Origin of the sequence: Staphylococcus croceilyticus, assembly GCF_002902575.1 — a bacterium.
GTDB lineage: Bacteria > Bacillota > Bacilli > Staphylococcales > Staphylococcaceae > Staphylococcus > Staphylococcus croceilyticus.
In genome coordinates this window covers 36346-55365 of record NZ_PPRD01000077.1, presented here as the reverse complement: position 1 = coordinate 55365, position 19020 = coordinate 36346, and the positions used below count along the sequence as shown (strand labels likewise).

At 36.1% G+C, this 19020-nt stretch carries 14 protein-coding genes, 2 tRNA genes, 1 riboswitch and 1 other annotated feature; of the genes, 15 read left to right on the top strand and 1 reads right to left on the bottom strand.

Translation table 11 applies throughout. The annotated features are described in order from the left end of the window. Positions 1-332 precede the first annotated feature (332 nt). On the bottom strand, positions 333-1145 hold the full coding sequence (locus CD128_RS09345) for an NAD(P)H-hydrate dehydratase (RefSeq protein ID WP_103329663.1): 813 nt from the start codon (positions 1143-1145) through the stop codon (positions 333-335). Positions 1146-1452: 307 nt separating this feature from the next. Continuing rightward, positions 1453-1652 (top strand) — a binding site (T-box leader). Positions 1653-1735: 83 nt separating this feature from the next. On the opposite strand from CD128_RS09345, the gene serS reads away from it, so the two are divergent. From serS to CD128_RS09270, 15 genes are all read left to right on the top strand, one after another. Continuing rightward, the gene (gene serS, locus CD128_RS09340; protein ID WP_103329662.1) at positions 1736-3022 is read left to right on the top strand and encodes a serine--tRNA ligase; all 1287 of its coding nucleotides are present in this window, start codon (positions 1736-1738) and stop codon (positions 3020-3022) included. 332 nt (positions 3023-3354) lie between these two features. After that, positions 3355-4050, top strand: a complete 696-nt coding sequence (locus CD128_RS09335) for an AzlC family ABC transporter permease (protein ID WP_103329661.1) — start codon at positions 3355-3357, stop codon at positions 4048-4050. Continuing rightward, positions 4047-4376 (top strand): AzlD domain-containing protein, encoded by a 330-nt coding sequence (locus tag CD128_RS09330; protein ID WP_103329660.1) that lies wholly within the window; start codon positions 4047-4049, stop codon positions 4374-4376. Before CD128_RS09335 ends, CD128_RS09330 begins: the two co-directional genes overlap by 4 nt. Positions 4377-4474: 98 nt before the next feature. Then, positions 4475-4578, top strand: a riboswitch (SAM riboswitch). 72 nt (positions 4579-4650) lie between these two features. Next, positions 4651-5619, top strand: coding sequence for a homoserine O-acetyltransferase MetX (metX, locus tag CD128_RS09325; RefSeq protein WP_103329659.1), 969 nt, complete (start codon positions 4651-4653; stop codon positions 5617-5619). A gap of 76 nt (positions 5620-5695) precedes the next feature. Then, entirely contained in the window at positions 5696-6622 is a 927-nt protein-coding gene (locus CD128_RS09320) for a YybS family protein (protein WP_197730761.1), read from the top strand. A gap of 27 nt (positions 6623-6649) precedes the next feature. Next, entirely contained in the window at positions 6650-8617 is a 1968-nt protein-coding gene (locus tag CD128_RS09315) for a DHH family phosphoesterase (protein ID WP_103329657.1), read from the top strand. Next, the gene (rplI, locus tag CD128_RS09310; protein ID WP_103329656.1) at positions 8614-9060 is read left to right on the top strand and encodes a 50S ribosomal protein L9; all 447 of its coding nucleotides are present in this window, start codon (positions 8614-8616) and stop codon (positions 9058-9060) included. The genes CD128_RS09315 and rplI overlap by 4 nt, the downstream gene beginning before the upstream one ends. A gap of 737 nt (positions 9061-9797) precedes the next feature. Beyond that, the gene (dnaB, locus tag CD128_RS09305) at positions 9798-11198 is read left to right on the top strand and encodes a replicative DNA helicase (protein ID WP_103329655.1); all 1401 of its coding nucleotides are present in this window, start codon (positions 9798-9800) and stop codon (positions 11196-11198) included. A gap of 281 nt (positions 11199-11479) precedes the next feature. Continuing rightward, positions 11480-12763 carry an adenylosuccinate synthase gene (locus tag CD128_RS09300; RefSeq protein ID WP_103329654.1) on the top strand — a complete coding sequence of 428 codons (1284 nt, stop codon included), beginning with the start codon at positions 11480-11482 and terminating at the stop codon, positions 12761-12763. 300 nt (positions 12764-13063) lie between these two features. Continuing rightward, positions 13064-13138: transfer RNA gene (locus CD128_RS09295), tRNA-Glu, on the top strand. Positions 13139-13145: 7 nt separating this feature from the next. After that, a tRNA-Asp gene (locus tag CD128_RS09290) sits at positions 13146-13218 on the top strand. A gap of 529 nt (positions 13219-13747) precedes the next feature. Next, positions 13748-14449: a response regulator YycF gene (gene yycF / locus CD128_RS09285; RefSeq protein WP_103297271.1), complete on the top strand. Its 702-nt coding sequence runs from the start codon at positions 13748-13750 to the stop codon at positions 14447-14449. A 12-nt stretch (positions 14450-14461) separates the two neighbouring features. After that, positions 14462-16288 (top strand): cell wall metabolism sensor histidine kinase WalK, encoded by a 1827-nt coding sequence (gene walK, locus CD128_RS09280; protein ID WP_103329653.1) that lies wholly within the window; start codon positions 14462-14464, stop codon positions 16286-16288. After that, the gene (locus tag CD128_RS09275) at positions 16278-17609 is read left to right on the top strand and encodes a YycH family regulatory protein (protein ID WP_103329652.1); all 1332 of its coding nucleotides are present in this window, start codon (positions 16278-16280) and stop codon (positions 17607-17609) included. Before walK ends, CD128_RS09275 begins: the two co-directional genes overlap by 11 nt. Beyond that, on the top strand, positions 17610-18401 hold the full coding sequence (locus CD128_RS09270) for a two-component system regulatory protein YycI (protein WP_103329651.1): 792 nt from the start codon (positions 17610-17612) through the stop codon (positions 18399-18401). It abuts the gene before it with no gap. The last annotated feature ends 619 nt before the right edge of the window (positions 18402-19020 follow it).

The following is a 19020-nucleotide window of genomic DNA, read 5'->3' as shown; positions in this document are numbered from 1 at the left end:
AAATCGCCAAGAGTCGCGCAACACCATTCATTATCCATCTTTAGAGCTACTTACCTAAGTGCTATTGCACTTAGGTTCATTAACGGCAATGCTCCCCTAGGAGTCTACGTAACTACGTTTCGTTATCTATCTTAGAACGCCTTACGCAAGTGCACGCCCATTTGTGTTCAATATAAAAATCGTCAAGAGTCGCGCAACGTCATTCGTTATTCATCTTAGAACTACTCACTTACGTGTGTATAAGCATACAGATTTACCATTTCTAGTTCCATATAAAATAAACGCTCTGATTTTCTTTTAATGAGAATGTCAGAGCGTTTTTATTTCAAGTATTAGTTTTCTAATTCTTTCATTACGTAAGGGATTTCATTAATTAAACGTGAAGGCGGTACAACGTACATTTTTTCTGAGAGTTTTTCACCAATATAACTGTGTGTATAAGTTGCACTTGTTACTGCGTCTTTTAAGCTATCGAATTGACCTACAAAGCTTGTAATCATACCTGCAAGTGTATCGCCCATACCGCCTGTTGCCATGGCTGGTGTACCAATCGCAAGTTTATAATCGTCATCTTTAAAGTAGATTTCAGTACCATGTTTTTTCAAGACCACTGTAGCGCCTAATTTATCTACAGCTTCTCTATTACGTTCATACGTTTGTTCTTCAATAGGAATGCCACTTAAACGTTCCCATTCTTTTTGATGTGGTGTAAAGATAACGCGACATGTTGGAATGTCTGGTTTCAATTTACTAAATATTGTAATTGCATCACCATCAACAATTAAGTTTTGGTGAGGTTGAATGTTTTGAAGTAAGAATGTAATGGCATTATTTCCTTTGAAATCTACACCAAGTCCTGGACCAATTAAGATACTGTCTGTGTTTTCAATGAGCTTTGTTAACATTTTAGTATCATTAATATCTGTTACCATTGCTTCTGGGCAACGTGAATGGATAGCTGCGTGGTTATTTGGATGTGTAGCGACTGTAATTAAACCACTGCCACTGAATACGCAAGCACGAGCAGCTAACATAATAGCGCCACCTAAATTCGCACTACCACCGATTAACAAGATTTTACCGTAATCGGCTTTATGTGTTTCATCTTTACGTTTTGGAATATTAACAGTAGTTAATGTTTCCATGAACAAAACCCTCCCTATCTATGAGGTTAGGACAAAATATACCTTCTTCACGTCCAGTCCTCTATGATTGCCTATATTTTCAAAGTCTGAACTTAAATTCGTAGCGAAAGGTCAGACATTTATGAGCTTTAAATACAATAGAAAATACTATACCTGCTAGAGACTTTCGTCAACACTATTTCTGATAAATATTTGAAAGTCTCAATTATTGAAAATGATAGCGTTTACCTAACTAAAAAATTTAACATTAGCAATTGCTTGAAAATTCTAAAAGACTTTGCTATATTAAAAATAACTTAATAAGTTATTGTTCGTAGGCCAAGTAACATAATACGTTAATTTCAGAGAGCTTGTGTTGAGTGTGAACAAGTAATTAATGATTATGCGAATCTACCTACAGTTGTGAGCAATCGGTAATAACCGTTATTTTAGTAAAGTGCAATTTAGTACATAATCTATGTGTTAAATTGTTAAATAGGGTGGCAACGCGTAGACCACGTCCCTTGTGAGGGATGTGGTCTTTTTTTATTTATTTAAAAGTAGCGACCATTCTTAATAATTTTTCAAAAAATGGGAAGGATGAATGTTAAATGTTAGATATCAGACAATTTAGAGATGAAACTGACAAAGTTAAGAGCAAAATTGAATTACGTGGAGACGATCCAAAGGTTGTTGATGAAGTATTAGAATTAGATAACCAACGACGTGAATTAATCGGTAAAACTGAAGAAATGAAAGCACGTCGTAACAAAGTAAGTGATGAAATCGCTGAAAAGAAACGTAACAAAGAAAATGCTGACGACGTTATTAAAGAAATGCGTGAGCTTGGCGATGAAATTAAAGAAAACGACGCTAAATTAAATGAAGTAGATAATAAAATTAGAGACATCTTAATTCGTATCCCTAACTTAATCGCAGACGATGTACCACAAGGTGATTCTGATGAAGATAATGTAGAAATTAAAAAATGGGGTACACCTCGTGAGTTTGATTTCGAACCTAAAGCACACTGGGACTTAGTTGAAGAATTAAAAATGGCTGATTTCGAGCGTGCTGCAAAAATCTCAGGTGCACGTTTCGTTTACTTAACTAGAGACGGTGCGTTATTAGAACGTGCATTAATGAACTACATGCTTACTAAACATACAACTGAACACGGTTATACTGAAATGATGACACCTCAATTAGTTAACGCAGATACTATGTTTGGTACAGGTCAATTACCTAAATTCGAAGAAGACTTATTTAAAGTTGAAAAAGAAGGATTATACACAATCCCAACTGCAGAAGTTCCATTAACAAATTTCTACAGAGATGAAATTATCCAACCAGGCGTTTTACCTGAAAGATTCACTGCTCAAACTGCATGTTTCCGTAGTGAAGCGGGTTCAGCTGGTAGAGATACAAGAGGTTTAATCCGTTTACACCAATTCGACAAAGTTGAAATGGTTCGTTTCGAACAACCAGAAAATTCTTGGGATTCTTTAGAAGATATGACTCAAAATGCTGAAGCTATCTTAGAAGAATTAGGTTTACCATATCGCCGTGTTATCTTATGTACTGGAGATATCGGTTTCAGTGCAAGTAAAACTTACGACTTAGAAGTATGGTTACCAAGTTACAATGACTACAAAGAAATCAGCTCTTGCTCAAACTGTACTGATTTCCAAGCGCGTCGTGCAAACATCCGCTTCAAACGTGACGCTTCTGCTAAACCAGAATTAGCACACACATTAAATGGTAGTGGTCTTGCTGTAGGCCGTACATTCGCAGCTATCGTTGAAAACTATCAAAACGAAGACGGTTCAATTACAATTCCAGAAGCATTAGTACCATTCATGGGTGGTAAAACAGAAATCCGTCCAGTAAACGACTAATCTAAAATTTAAATATTAGTTTATCAATAAAAGTGAGGAGGTTTAAACTCCTCACTTTTTTATGTTTATAAACCACTTTTTCTTGATAAAGTAGCGCAGTAAAATCTATTAAATTAGACTACCTCTACAGAGGTAACTCTATTTTGATTTAATAAAATTCTGACATTTTTAAATACTGTTATAACAATGTTTTAACACGTCTTTCAGTCTAACTTCACACAAACTTCTGTCTAAGACTATTGCGGCTATTCAGAGTGTGTATTAGACTAAGTTTAAATTCTTAAATATTCATTTTTTCTTTAATACAAAATTTAAACAAAGGGGGTACTTAAATGACGTCACATGTGACATTTAAACAAGGGGTCAAAGAATGTATTCCTACGTTATTAGGATATGTCGGAATTGGATTGTCATTTGGAATCGTGGCGGCTTCCCAACATTTTAGTGTTTTAGAAATTCTATTGTTATGCTTACTCGTTTACGCAGGTGCAGCGCAATTTATCATTTGCGCACTTGTGATTACAGGCACACCTATGTCTGCAATTGTCTTAACGACATTAATTGTAAATTCACGTTTCTTTCTTTTATCAATGACACTCGCACCAAATTACAAAGATTACGGCTTTTGGAATCGTTTAGCCATGTCTTCTATTCTGACTGACGAAACATTTGGTGTAGCCATTACACCTCACTTAAAAGGGGAGAAGATTAACGATCGCTGGTTACACGGTCTTAACCTTACCGCCTATACGTTCTGGGCACTTGCAAGCGTAGCGGGAGCCGTATTCGGTAAATACATTTCTAACCCGGAGATGTTTGGGCTAGACTTCGCCATAACTGCCATGTTCATTTTCCTGGCAATGGCACAATTTGAAACTATAAGAGGCTCAAAGATTAAAATATATCTCGTATTAATCGCATGCGTAATAGTGATGATGCTTATCTTAAGCTGGTTTATGCCATCTTATGTCGCTATTCTTATCGCATCAATCTTTGCAGCAACATTAGGGGTGGTGATGGATCGATGACAACATCTTGGCATATGTTCATCCTTATCGTCTTGTGTGGACTCGTAACCATAATTATTCGAATCCTGCCATTCTTGATGATTTCACGAATACAACTTTCAGAAACCGTCATTGAATGGTTATCATTCATTCCAATCACATTATTCACAGCACTCATCCTAGACGGCATTATCGTGCAACAAGAAGGCGTTCAAGGTTACACACTTAACATCCCGTATATCATCGTAACCATCCCAACCGTCATCATCGCACTCGTAACACGCAGTCTGACAGTAACCATACTCGTAGGCATCGCACTTATTGCCAGTATACGTTTCTTCTTTTAAAAGGCAGTCCCAAACAGCTGACGATTGAAGTTATACCGACAATCAGATAAAATAAATTCAAACTAAAGTTAACGTGTAAATAAATAAAATAACATGAAACCTTATTATGAGAAGCAGAGGGATTTGGCCCAAAGAAGCTTCAGCAACCGGCAACTTCAAGTACGGTGCTAAAACCAACGAGACACTACTCGAATGATAAGTATTAAAGCACAATCGCTTCTTACTTCTTATAACAAGAGTAGGAAGCGATTTTTATTTTAAAGGAGGTAATCGCATGACAAATTATACAGTAGATACATTGAACCTAGGATTTTTTACGACAGAATCAGGAGAAACGATTGAGAATTTGCAGTTACGATACGAGCATGTAGGGTATTCAGGTCAACCACTTGTCGTAGTTTGTCATGCCCTTACAGGTAATCATTTAACCTATGGCACAGATGAACAACCAGGCTGGTGGCGCGAAATTATTGATGGTGGCTACATGCCTATCTATGATTACCAATTTCTTACATTTAACGTTATTGGTAGCCCATTTGGTTCAAGTTCGCCGTTAACGGATCCGCATTTTCCAAAGCAATTAACCTTAAGAGACATTGTTAAAGCCATTGAAAAGGGTATCCAAGCACTCGGCTTCAATAGAATTAATATCTTAATTGGGGGCAGTTTAGGTGGCATGCAAGCGATGGAATTGCTCTATAACAACCAATTTCAAATAGACAAAGCAGTTATCTTAGCTGCTACTGACAAAACATCCTCTTATAGTCGAGCCTTTAATGAGATTGCACGCGAAGCGATTCAATTAGGTGGCAAAGAAGGCTTAAGTATTGCACGCCAACTTGGCTTTCTTACTTATCGTTCTTCTAAAAGTTATGATGAACGCTTTACACCAGATGAAGTCGTCACTTATCAACGCTACCAAGGCGATAAATTTAAAGAAAGTTATGATTTAGCATGTTATTTAACTATGTTAAATGTGTTGGACAGTCATAATTTAGATCGAGGTCGGGATGATGTCGATGAAGTATTACAATCTTTAGATACTAAAGTCTTAACGATGGGCTTTACAGATGATTTACTCTATCCAGATGATCAAGTAAGAGCAGTAGGGGAGAGATTCAAATATCATCGCCATTTCTTCGTACCAGATAATGTTGGACATGATGGCTTCTTATTAAACTTTAATGACTGGGCGCCAAATCTCTATCACTTCTTAAAAGTCACTAATTTCAAACGTAAATAATAATAAGATGAAGGGTTCGAGCTATTTGTTTTAATCTTCCATAGAGGTTAAAATAGAAGTTATAGTCAAAAAAAGTATAGGAGTGGCGAATGTGTTTTCAAAAGTACATCCTAAAGCAACCATTCTGGGAACGTTAGCACTTGTGATTGTTGCTTTAGTAACGTATGTATTACCAGTTCTTGGCTTAATATTATGTCTATTCGCTACCATTCCCGGTGTTATTCTATGGAACAAATCAATACCATCATTTGGGATTGGAGCTTTAGTAACCGTAATCTTAACTACTTTACTAGGTAATACATTTGTATTAAGTGCCATGATTTTAGTTTTATTACTTAGTTTCGTAATTGGCCAATTATTAAAAGAACGTGCCTCTAAAGAACGTATCTTATATATTGCCACAGCTTATTTAAGTATATTTACTTTAGTCGCATTTATGTTATTACAAGTTTTCAAAAAAATGCCAAGCGCATCAACGTTAATTAAACCATTTAAAGATACGTTACATGATACGATTGTAACTGCTGGCGTAGAATCAGATTATAAAGCGATTTTAGAAGAAGGCTTCCGACAAATGTCAGTTCAACTTCCAAGTTTTATTATCCTTTTAATCTTTATTTTTGTTTTAATTAATCTAATTATTACATTTCCAATTCTACGTAAATTTAAAGTAGCAACACCCATTTTCAAACCACTATTTGCTTGGCAAATGAATCGTTCATTACTATGGATATATATGATTGTATTGCTTTGTGTCATGGTGGCAACTGAACCAAGTATTTTCCAAAGCATCGTATTAAATTTCGAAGTTGTGTTATCATTATTGATGTATATCCAAGGATTGAGCTTAATTCATTTCTTTGGTAAAGCAAAACGTATGCCAGACGGTGTTTCAATATTATTAATGGTCGTGGGGACAATTATAACGCCATTTACACATATTGTTTCATTACTTGGGGTACTTGATTTAGGAATTAATTTAAAACGAATGATTAAAAAATGACTTTAAAAAGCGAATAGAGGTGGAACAATGAACCGTCAATCCACAAAAAAGGCATTAATGATACCTTACATTTTAATGGTACTTACTGCGATAGCACTTGTTGTCGTCTGGTTTGTTTTTAAACCATTAGTCGCAACGATTGCAGCTGCAATATTAGCAGTCATGATTATCATCAGTATCGTCTTAGTAAGACAAGCCTTATTAAAAATGGATAATTATGTGGATAATTTGAGTGGTCATGTGTCGGCAGGAAATAATAAAGCGATTAAACGCTTGCCGATTGGTTTGGTTGTGCTAGATGAGGACGATCATATTGAATGGATTAACCAGTACATGTCTGAACACTTAGAAACGAATGTCATCTCAGAACCAGTCAACGAAGTGTTTCCTAACATTTTAAAGCAACTTGAAAAGGTTCAAGAAATTGAAATTGAACATGGACAATATCATTATCATGTACGTCATTCTGAAGAAGAGAATTGTTTATACTTCTTTGATATTACTGAACAAGTACATACGAATGAATTGTATGAAGAATCGAAACCAATTATTGCGACCCTTTTCCTAGATAACTACGATGAAATTACGCAAAATATGAACGATACGCAACGTTCAGAGATTAACTCAATGGTTACACGTGTAATTAGTCGTTGGGCTTCTGAATATAATATCTTTTTCAAACGTTATAATTCAGATCAATTTGTTGCTTACTTGAATCAAAAGATTTTAGCTGAAATTGAAGAATCTAACTTTGAAATCCTCAGCCAGTTACGTGAGAAGAGTGTCGGTTATCGTGCCCAGTTAACGCTAAGTATTGGGGTAGGGGAAGGTACTGAGAACCTTATCGACCTTGGTGAACTATCTCAATCAGGTCTTGATTTAGCATTAGGCCGTGGTGGGGACCAAGTAGCCATTAAGAATATGAATGGTAACGTACGTTTCTACGGCGGTAAGACTGACCCTATGGAAAAACGTACACGTGTAAGAGCGCGTGTTATCTCTCATGCTTTAAAAGATATCTTAACTGAAGGCGATAAAGTGATTATTATGGGACATAAACGTCCTGACTTAGATGCGATTGGTGCCGCTATTGGGGTATCGCGATTCGCCTTAATGAATAACTTAGAAGCTTATGTTGTATTAAATGAAGAAGATATCGACCCAACGTTACGTCGTGTGATGGATGAAATTGATAAGAAACCTGAGTTGAAAGAACGTTTCGTAACGTCTGATGAAGCTTGGGACATGATGACATCTAAGACAACGATTGTGGTCGTAGATACGCATAAACCTGAAATGGTTTTAGATGAAAATATTCTAAATAAAGCTAATCGTAAAGTGGTTATTGACCACCATAGACGTGGCGAAAGCTTTATTTCAAACCCATTATTGGTATATATGGAACCATACGCAAGTTCAACTGCAGAACTTGTTACAGAGTTACTTGAATATCAACCAACTGAACAACGTTTAACACGTTTAGAATCTACTGTAATGTATGCAGGTATCATTGTAGATACACGTAACTTTACATTGCGAACAGGTTCAAGAACGTTTGATGCGGCAAGTTATTTACGTGCTCACGGTGCTGATACTATCTTGACGCAACATTTCTTAAAAGATGATGTAGATACGTATATTAATCGTTCAGAATTGATCAGAACCGTTGAAGTTCAAGATAATGGCATCGCGATTGCCCATGGTTCTGACGAAAAAATTTATCATCCCGTTACAGTTGCACAAGCTGCGGATGAGTTGTTAAGTTTAGAAGGTATTGAAGCTTCTTATGTTGTGGCGAAACGTGAAGATGACTTAATAGGTATCTCTGCACGTTCATTAGGCTCTATTAACGTTCAATTAACAATGGAAGCATTAGGTGGCGGTGGTCACTTAACTAATGCAGCGACACAACTTAAAGGCTTTACAATTGAAGAAGCAATTAATCGTTTACAACAAGCAATTACTGAACAAATGAGTAGGAGTGAAGACGCATGAAAGTAATATTCACACAAGATGTTAAAGGTAAAGGTAAAAAAGGTGAAGTTAAAGACGTGCCAGTAGGTTACGCTAATAACTTTTTATTAAAAAATAACTATGCTGTTGAGGCAACTCCAGGTAATTTAAAACAATTGGAACAACAAAATAAACGTGCTGAAGCGGATAGACAACAAGAGATTGATGATGCGAAAGCATTGAAAGCTAAATTAGAAGAGATTGAAGTTGAAGTAAGTGCGAAAACAGGTGAAGGTGGTAAGTTGTTTGGTTCTGTAAGTACTAAGCAAATTGCTGAAGCACTTAAAGCTCAACATGACATTAAGATTGATAAACGTAAAATGGATTTACCTCAAGGTATCCATGCGTTAGGTTATACAAATGTACCTGTTAAATTAGACAAAGAGGTTGAAGGTACAATTCGTGTTCATACAGTAGAAAAATAAGTTTTCCTTTCCTAGCGGAAAGAAATTTTGTTGGTTGGCTTTTAACTGCGCTTAAGTTGAGACGCTTTCCCAGGGTACAGTTTTAGCCCCCAGCTTGCTTTGTTTGTAGACTTTCTATACGAAAGTCTTTGTGCTGGGGCCCCGCGCTCAACTACGCTTCGTTAGCCAACCACAAAATTTCTCTTTTTCTAAAAAATAATTTACTATTTTATCTTAAGTGGAATTCTTCAAAATAGTAATTTTAAAACAGAGTTATTATTTAACTTGAAAGAGTAAAACAAGTTTTTAATTTTAATTGCTAATTATAATAATTTGGGAAGATAAGTAACTCAAACAAATAATTCTAAGATAAATAACGCAGCGTAGTTGTGAGACTCCTATGTTGATTATTAATGAACCTAAGTATTATGCACTTAGGTAAGAAATTCTAAAGATGAACTACGAATGACGTTGTGTGACGCCTGAGGGAACAGTACGAGTTGAAGACCTTAGAAATTCCCACAAATTTATTTGTGAGGAATTTCTGGCTGAAACTGTACCCTAGGCAAGCATCACAACAGAATGAGTAAATGTTCATCTAAGAATTTCTTTACATGACTACAGGCTTGAGCCTTTCCCACAGGAAAGCGAAACAACTTAAGCAAGTGACCATTTATCTTAGAATTAAAATTTAATTGAACAATGTTGCACTGTGTTTGGGAAATTTAAGATGGATTGATTTAGAGGTGTGATGATTGATGGATAATATGTATGATCAAAAACAAATGCCCCATAATAATGAAGCTGAACAATCTGTCTTAGGTGCAATTATTTTAGATCCACAATTAATTGGAACGACTCAGGAGGCCCTACTTCCTGAGTCATTTTATCGAGGCGCCCACCAACATATCTTCAGAGCCATGATGAACTTGAATGAAGATAGTAGCGAAATTGATGTTGTTACGTTAATGGACCAATTAACGAAAGAAGGTACATTAAGTGAAGCTGGTGGTCCTCAATATTTAGCGGAACTCTCTAATAATGTACCGACGACACGAAACATTCAGTATTATACAAATATCGTTGCTAATTTAGCGTTAAAACGTAGATTAATTCAAACGGCAGATAGTATCGCTAATGATGGTTATAATAACGAGCTAGAATTAGATGCAATTTTAAGTGATGCAGAGCGACGTATACTTGAGTTATCTGCTAACCGTCAAAGTGATGGTTTTAAGGACATTAGAGATGTTCTAGGTCAAGTATATGAAACGGCAGAGGAACTTGACCAAAACAGTGGTCAAACGCCTGGTATTCCAACAGGATACCGTGATTTAGACCAAATGACGGCAGGGTTTAACCGCAACGATTTGATTATTTTAGCGGCGCGTCCTTCGGTAGGTAAGACTGCCTTCGCTCTTAATATTGCGCAAAAGGTAGCGACGCATGAGGATAACTTTACTGTAGGTATCTTCTCGCTTGAGATGGGTGCGGACCAATTAGCTACACGTATGATTTGTAGTTCTGGGAATGTAGATTCAAACCGTTTAAGAACAGGTACAATGACGGAAGAAGACTGGAATCGTTTTACTATTGCGGTTGGTAAGTTATCTCGTACGAAGATATTTATTGATGATACACCAGGTATTCGAATTACAGATTTACGTTCTAAATGTCGTCGTTTAAAACAAGAGCATGGTTTAGATATGATTGTGATTGACTATTTACAATTGATTCAAGGTAGTGGGTCACGTTTTTCAGATAACCGTCAACAAGAGGTTTCGGAAATTTCACGTACATTAAAAGCGATTGCGCGTGAATTGGAATGTCCGGTTATTGCTTTAAGTCAGTTATCTCGTGGTGTAGAACAACGTCAGGATAAACGTCCGATGATGAGTGATATTCGTGAATCTGGATCTATCGAGCAAGATGCGGATATTGTAGCGTTCTTATACCGTGACGATTATTATAATCGGGGTGAAGGCGAGGATGACGATGATAGTACAAATTTTGAACCGCAATCTAATGATGATAACGGGGAAATTGAAATTATCATTGCTAAGCAACGTAATGGCCCAACTGGAACGGTTAAGCTCCACTTTATGAAACAATATAATAAATTTACAGACATCGATTATGCTCATGCTGATATGATGTAATTAAAATATTTTTACCGTACATTATTTATTCTTTGTAAACTAATGTACGGTTTTTATTTTATTTTAAGCTAATCTCATTTTTTGAAGTATGTGTCTTTCATTTTGGGAAATGTGCTTTGAAATATTGGTATTAAAGGAATTTCTACAGTTTATTGATTGAATTCATTTTCAAAAGAAGAAGTGATAAGAGGAAAATTTAATGTTCGATTTTTATTTGCATTATGCGGTACGTATTGATAGAATACTTAATGGTTAATTGAGAAAACTTTGGAGGTGCTCACATGTCATCAATCGTAGTAGTTGGGACACAATGGGGAGACGAAGGTAAAGGTAAAATTACAGATTTCTTAGCGGAACAAGCAGATGTTATTGCACGTTTTTCAGGTGGTAATAACGCTGGTCACACAATTCAATTTGGCGGAGAAACGTACAAATTGCATTTAGTGCCATCAGGTATTTTTTATAAAGATAAATTAGCAGTTATTGGTAATGGTGTAGTTGTTGATCCAGTTGCATTATTAAAAGAATTAGACGGTTTAAATGAACGCGGTGTATCTACATCAAACTTACGCATTTCAAACCGTGCGCAAGTGATTCTTCCTTATCACTTAGCACAAGATGAATACGAAGAACGTCGTCGTGGCGATAACAAAATCGGTACAACTAAAAAAGGTATCGGTCCAGCTTATGTAGATAAAGCGCAACGTATTGGTATTCGTATGGCTGATTTATTGGAAAAAGAAACATTTGAAAGACGTTTAAAAGAAAACATTGAAATTAAAAATGCTTATTTCAAAGGCATGTTTAATGAATCATGTCCAACTTTCGATGAAATCTTTGATGAATATTATGCTGCTGGTCAACGTTTAAAAGAATTTGTTACTGATACAGCTAAAATCTTGGACGATGCTTTTGTAGCTGAAGAAAAAGTATTATTTGAAGGTGCACAAGGTGTAATGTTAGATATCGACCATGGTACATATCCTTTCGTAACTTCAAGTAACCCTGTTGCAGGTAACGTAACAGTTGGTACTGGTGTAGGCCCAACTTTCGTATCTAAAGTGATTGGTGTATGTAAAGCTTATACATCTCGCGTAGGTGATGGTCCATTCCCTACTGAATTATTTGATGAAGATGGTCACCATATCAGAGAAGTTGGTCGTGAATACGGTACAACGACAGGTCGTCCACGTCGTGTAGGTTGGTTCGACTCAGTAGTATTACGTCACTCTCGTCGTGTAAGTGGTATTACAGACTTATCTATTAACTCTATCGACGTGCTTACAGGTTTAGATACTGTGAAAATTTGTACAGCATACGAATTAGATGGAGAAGAAATTACAGAATATCCTGCGAACCTTGATCAATTACGTCGTTGTAAACCAATCTTTGAAGAGTTACCAGGATGGAAAGAAGATATTACAGGTTGCCGTACTTTAGAAGAGTTACCTGAAAATGCACGTAAATATTTAGAACGTATTTCTGAATTATGTGGCGTACGCATTTCAATCTTCTCAGTAGGTCCAGACCGCGACCAAACAAACTTATTAGAACAATTATGGTAAGAAAAGGTGCGTAGATAAGCGCTTAGGTTTTGAGAGTATCTGCGGAGAAACCTGCTTATCGTAACCCGTCTATCAAAAGGTGTGAAGAAAAGCAGGCATTGATTTTTTCAATGTCTGTTTTTTTTATTTTTTATCCGAGTGTAAAAGGGTTAAAAATGAAGGATATGTAAACTTTAAACCTTTGATATTATAGGCTTTTCCAGTAAAAATTAAGATTTCTAAAAAAATATTAAAATTATGTAAAAAATGTCTTGTCTTTAAAATATAGGCTATGCTATAATCTATCTTGTGCTTAAGAACGGCTCCTTGGTCAAGCGGTTAAGACACCGCCCTTTCACGGCGGTAACACGGGTTCGAGTCCCGTAGGAGTCACCATTTTGGAGGTCTCGTAGTGTAGCGGTTAACACGCCTGCCTGTCACGCAGGAGATCGCGGGTTCGATTCCCGTCGAGACCGTATTGCTTACCCAAAAGGGTAGGCATTTTTTTTATGCTTTTTTGCTTAGTAATCCCCATTTCTTGTGGCAGTCCTCTTTATATTCCCTTTTCAAAAAATAAGACTACGGGCATAGTCTAAAAGTTAAATCTTTCTCAATTGTATTCAATGCGTTACAGGTGTATGACGGTGCAACATATTCTTAATATTTCAATAAAAATTATCTTATAAACGTTGGTAGAATGACTTCAATAGCTATCATCTATTTGTAATAATCTTCAAATCATGTGTCACTACGATTATTGTCTCATTTCAAAGGCGTTCAACATATTTGTAATATTAAATTAGAGTGGTAAACTTGAAACTAATATTATTCTATAAATTTAATTATGAAAATAGAATTAAGTGACTATTAATGGTAAATTATATAGTAGGTTAATATGCGCTATAAACTTAATTTAACGCATCAAATCACTGTTTATTCTTTACTAATTAGCATAAATATTTCATGAAATATAGAACTACAATTTGAGAAATGAGGTTTATAGATATGGCAAGAAAAGTTGTTGTAGTTGATGATGAGAAGCCGATTGCGGATATATTGGAATTTAATTTAAAAAAAGAAGGTTATGATGTTTACTGCGCTTACGATGGTAATGATGCAGTGGATTTAATTTATGAAGAAGAACCAGATATCGTCTTATTAGATATCATGTTACCTGGACGCGACGGGATGGAAGTATGTCGTGAGGTACGTAAAAAATACGAAATGCCTATCATTATGTTAACGGCGAAAGACTCTGAAATTGATAAAGTGTTGGGTCTTGAATTAGGTGCGGATGACTATGTAACGAAACCGTTTAGTACGCGTGAATTGATTGCGCGTGTGAAAGCGAACTTACGTCGTCATTATTCACAACCTGCTCAAGAAGTGGCTAGTACTTCTAATGAAATCACAATTAAGGATATTGTCATCTATCCAGATGCGTATTCTATTAAGAAACGTGGCGAAGATATCGAATTAACGCATCGTGAGTTCGAATTATTCCATTACTTATCTAAACATATGGGTCAAGTGATGACACGTGAACATTTATTACAAACGGTTTGGGGTTATGATTACTTCGGCGACGTGCGTACAGTGGATGTAACGATTCGTCGTTTACGTGAGAAGATTGAAGATGATCCATCTCATCCAGAATATATTGTGACACGTAGAGGCGTTGGATATTTCCTCCAACAACATGATTAGGGGTTAAAGATTATGAAGTGGCTGAAGCAGTTACAATCCCTTCACACAAAGCTTGTTATTGTCTATGTGTTACTGATTATTATTGGAATGCAGATTATCGGTCTGTATTTCACTAATAGTTTGGAAAAAGAATTAACGAATAACTTCATGAAGAATATTAAACAATATGCGACGCAGCTTGAAGTTAATATCGAACGGATCTATAGAGATGATCCGTCTAATGCACAAAAAGAAGTGCAAAGTTTATTAAATGAGTATGCCAATCGTCAAGAAATCGAAGAAATTCGTTTTATTGATAAAGATCAAATTATTATGGCGACGGCGAAGTTATCGTCTCATAATTTGATTAATCAGAAGGTCAATGATAATTCGGTCCAAAAAGCTTTATCTCTAGGAGAACCAAATAGTCATAATGTACTAAAGGATTATGGTAGTGGTAAAGAACGAATTTGGATTTATAACTTGCCTGTGAAAAACGGCAACGAGACGATTGGTAATATTTACATAGAATCAAATATTAATGATGTATATAATCAATTGAATAATATTAACCAAATCTTCATTATTGGTACGGCAATTTCCCTTTTCATAACGGTAATTCTAGGTTTCTTCATTGCACGAACGATTACGCGACCGATTACCGATATGCGTAACCAGACGGTCGAAATGTCGAAAGGGAATTATACGCAACGTGTGAAGATTTACGGGAATGACGAAATTGGTGAACTTGCCTTAGCATTTAATAACTTATCGAAACGTGTTCAAGAAGCACAAGCGAATACGGAAAGTGAGAAACGTCGTCTAGATTCCGTTATCACGCACATGAGTGACGGGATTATTGCGACGGACCGACGTGGACGTGTCCGTATCGTTAACGATATGGCGCTTAAAATGTTAGGCATGGCACGAGAAGATTTAATTGGTTATTACATGTTAAATGTCTTAAATATAGAAGATGAGTTCTCTTTAGAAGAGATTCAAGATAATAATGATAGTTTCTTACTTGATATCAATGAAGAAGAAGGTATTATTGCGCGTGTAAACTTTAGTACTATCGTTCAAGAGACTGGCTTTGTGAATGGTTATATTGCCGTGCTACACGATGTTACGGAGCAACAACAAGTTGAACGTGAACGTCGTGAATTCGTAGCCAATGTGTCTCATGAATTACGTACGCCATTAACGTCAATGAACAGTTATATTGAAGCGTTAGAAGAAGGCGCGTGGAAAGATGATAATTTAGCACCGCAATTCTTATCAGTGACGCGTGAAGAAACAGAACGTATGATTCGTTTGGTTAACGACTTACTTCAATTATCGAAAATGGATAACGAATCTGAACAAATCACTAAAGAAATTGTCGACTTCAATATGTTTATTAATAAAATTATTAATCGACATGAAATGGCAGCGAAAGATACGATTTTTGTGCGTGAGATTCCTCAAGATACAATTTTCACTGAAATTGACCCAGATAAGATGACGCAAGTGTTCGACAATGTTATTACTAATGCGATGAAATATTCTCGTGGCCAGAAACGTGTCGAGTTCCACGTGAAACAGAATGCATTATATAATCGTATGACGATTCGTATTAAGGATAATGGTATTGGTATCCCTATTAACAAAGTAGATAAAATCTTTGATCGCTTCTATCGTGTAGATAAAGCACGTACACGTAAAATGGGCGGTACTGGTTTAGGTCTTGCGATTTCAAAAGAGATCGTTGAAGCACATAATGGTCGTATTTGGGCAAACAGCGTTGAAGGACAAGGTACATCGATATTTATTACGCTTCCATGTGAAGTTATAGACGATGGTGATTGGGATGAAGAGTAAGGAGTACATCAAATCTATTATTCTTATTTTGTTAGTCATGATGAGTATCGTCTTAACGTATATGGTATGGAATTTTACGCCTGATTTAACGAATATCGATAGTGCAGAGAGTAAAAAAAGTAATGTGAAATCGATTGGTAAACCAATGGCAGCGCATATTGATAATGTGATTGCGCCGTACCAAATAGTTGAAGTGAAAGACGATAAAGTAAAAGGTATGGCGCCGTCACGTTCGCAATTGTCTCAAGTGACAGAGGCTTTAAAGAATCATGAAGTAAGTAAAATTGAGCATTTACAGCGTGATTACAACTTAACGCTTCCGACGTTGAATACACGTTTTACTGTATTAGATTTTACTTATGACATGCCTTTAACTACATATTTAGGACAAGTCTTAAATACGTCTGCGAAAGTGCCTAAAGATTTTAATTTTAATCGTTTATTAGTTGATGAGAATCCAAAGGGTAATTTAGAGCTATACGCGATAAGTAAAGACCGACATCAAGTTATGAAAGTGACGATGAATGCGAAAGCTGCGAATTTTGCTAAAACGATGGATCAATTGAATAAGGATATGCAGAAATATTCTGAGATTATTACAAATAAAGATACCATCGATAAAGCAACGCATATCTTTGCGCCAAGTCAGCCTAAACATATGCGTTCTTATCGTATGGTATATGACACAATTCCTGTAGAAACAATGAATTCAATTCTATTCGATGATTCTGTTATTATTCGAAGCGGAAAAAGTGGTGCTACGACCTATAACAACAATACAGGTGTAGCAAACTATAATGATGAGAGTAAAAAATATCACTATAAGAACTTGTCTGAAGACGAATCAAGTTTGAGTGATATGGACACAACGATTCCAAGTACTTTTGAATATATTAATGGCCATGGTGGCTTCTTTAACGATGATTTCCGTCTATTTAGTACGGATAATTCATCAGGCGAACTGACGTATCAGTTATTCCTTAATGGACATCCAACATTCAATGATCAGAAGTTGAATGAAATTGAAGTCACATGGGGAGAAAAAGGTATTTATGATTATAAACGCGCATTACTACGTTCTAGCGTACCTTTAGAAGGTGAAAGTAAATCTTTAGATAGCGCAGAAACTGTGCGTTCAGCTTTAGCTAACAATCATGATATTGATTTCCAAAAAGTAACGAATATGACGGTCGGCTATCGTGAAGATGATCAACCTTCGAAAGATGATATTGAAGTGCAACGTAATAGTGAGTTTATTCCAACGTGGTATGTTGAATATGATGGAGATTGGTATGCATATGAGGATGGGAGGCTTGAATAAATGAACTGGAAACGAACGAAGACATTGTTTATTTTCGTATTTGTTCTTGTTAACATCCTGCTAGTTATGATTTACATTAACAAGGTGACGAAGTCTCAGATTAACGAGTCAGAGAGTGATAATGAGGTTAATTTTCAGCAAGAAGAGATTAAGATTTCGAAAGATGTGTTGAATAAAGATGTCAGTGGTACGAAGATGCAGATGATTACTGCGACATCGAAGAATTTCGATAATTATGCGGAAGATAAATCGTCGTTGGAAGCGGATGACGCGGGCTATACGCTGACTGGTGAGATTAACAGTACGGTTAATGTGAGTGATAGTAATTTAAGTGATTTGAAGAATTACATTATGGATAATATTTATAATGGTAAGGCGTATCAATTAGGAAGTGTATCAGGGGATTCGGTGACATATGAACAGACGTATGACGGTTATCCACTGATGAATAATAATAAAGCGCGTTTACGTTTTAATGTGAGTGATGGTAAGGCAACGAGTTATAAGCAGACGGTGATGAGTAAGATTGAGCCTGCGAAGAGTGATAGTAATCCTAAGAAACAGGTGATTACGCCACGTAAGGCGATTGAGACATTGTATTTTAATCGTTATTTAAAAACGGGCGACGAAGTGTTGGATGCGAGACTTGGTTATTACTCAGTCGTGAGGGAAACGAATGTGCAGTTGTTGCAAGCGAACTGGGAGATTAAAGTGAAGCATAAAGGTAAAAATGATACGAAGACGTATTATGTGGAGGCGACATCAGCGAATCCTAAGGTTATTGATAACTAGGGATACTTTAGTGTGTTAGATGAAAGGATAATTCTTACGAATTATTACGTGCTTTTGTTGCGTATGTTCTTTCTAGATTGCTCTTAGATGGATGTTACTCATTATGTTGCGACGCGTGCCTAGGGTACAGTTTCAGCCAGAAATTCCTCACAGATAAATCTGTGGGGATTTCTAAGGTCTTCAACTTGTACTGTTCCCTCAGGCGTCGCGCAACGCCATTCGTTATCCATCTTTAGAGCTACTTACTTAAATGTCTAAGCACTTAAGTTCACTAAGATATTGTTCTTTCGAGTGGTGGGCAACATCGCTACGTAATAATCTTCAGAATTTTTCACTGAAATTAAGATTAATAAACTTTTTCAATAATAAATAACTAACCTCATTCTTTCTTTTCTCTTATTTAAGAGAGGGAGTGATTTGGGGTGTGGGAAGTATAAGTAAGTGTGTGGGTCTTAGGTTCCATGCACTTACTTTTTTGTGTTTTGTGAAGATGGTAAGACATAAACAAGGAATTGGAACTTTAATTTCTGTGTTGATATAGTATAATATAAAGGTATTTTTAAAGGACTGGAATGTTTCGAATGATGTGAGTTGTTCGAAACATCATTTTTTAGGAAAA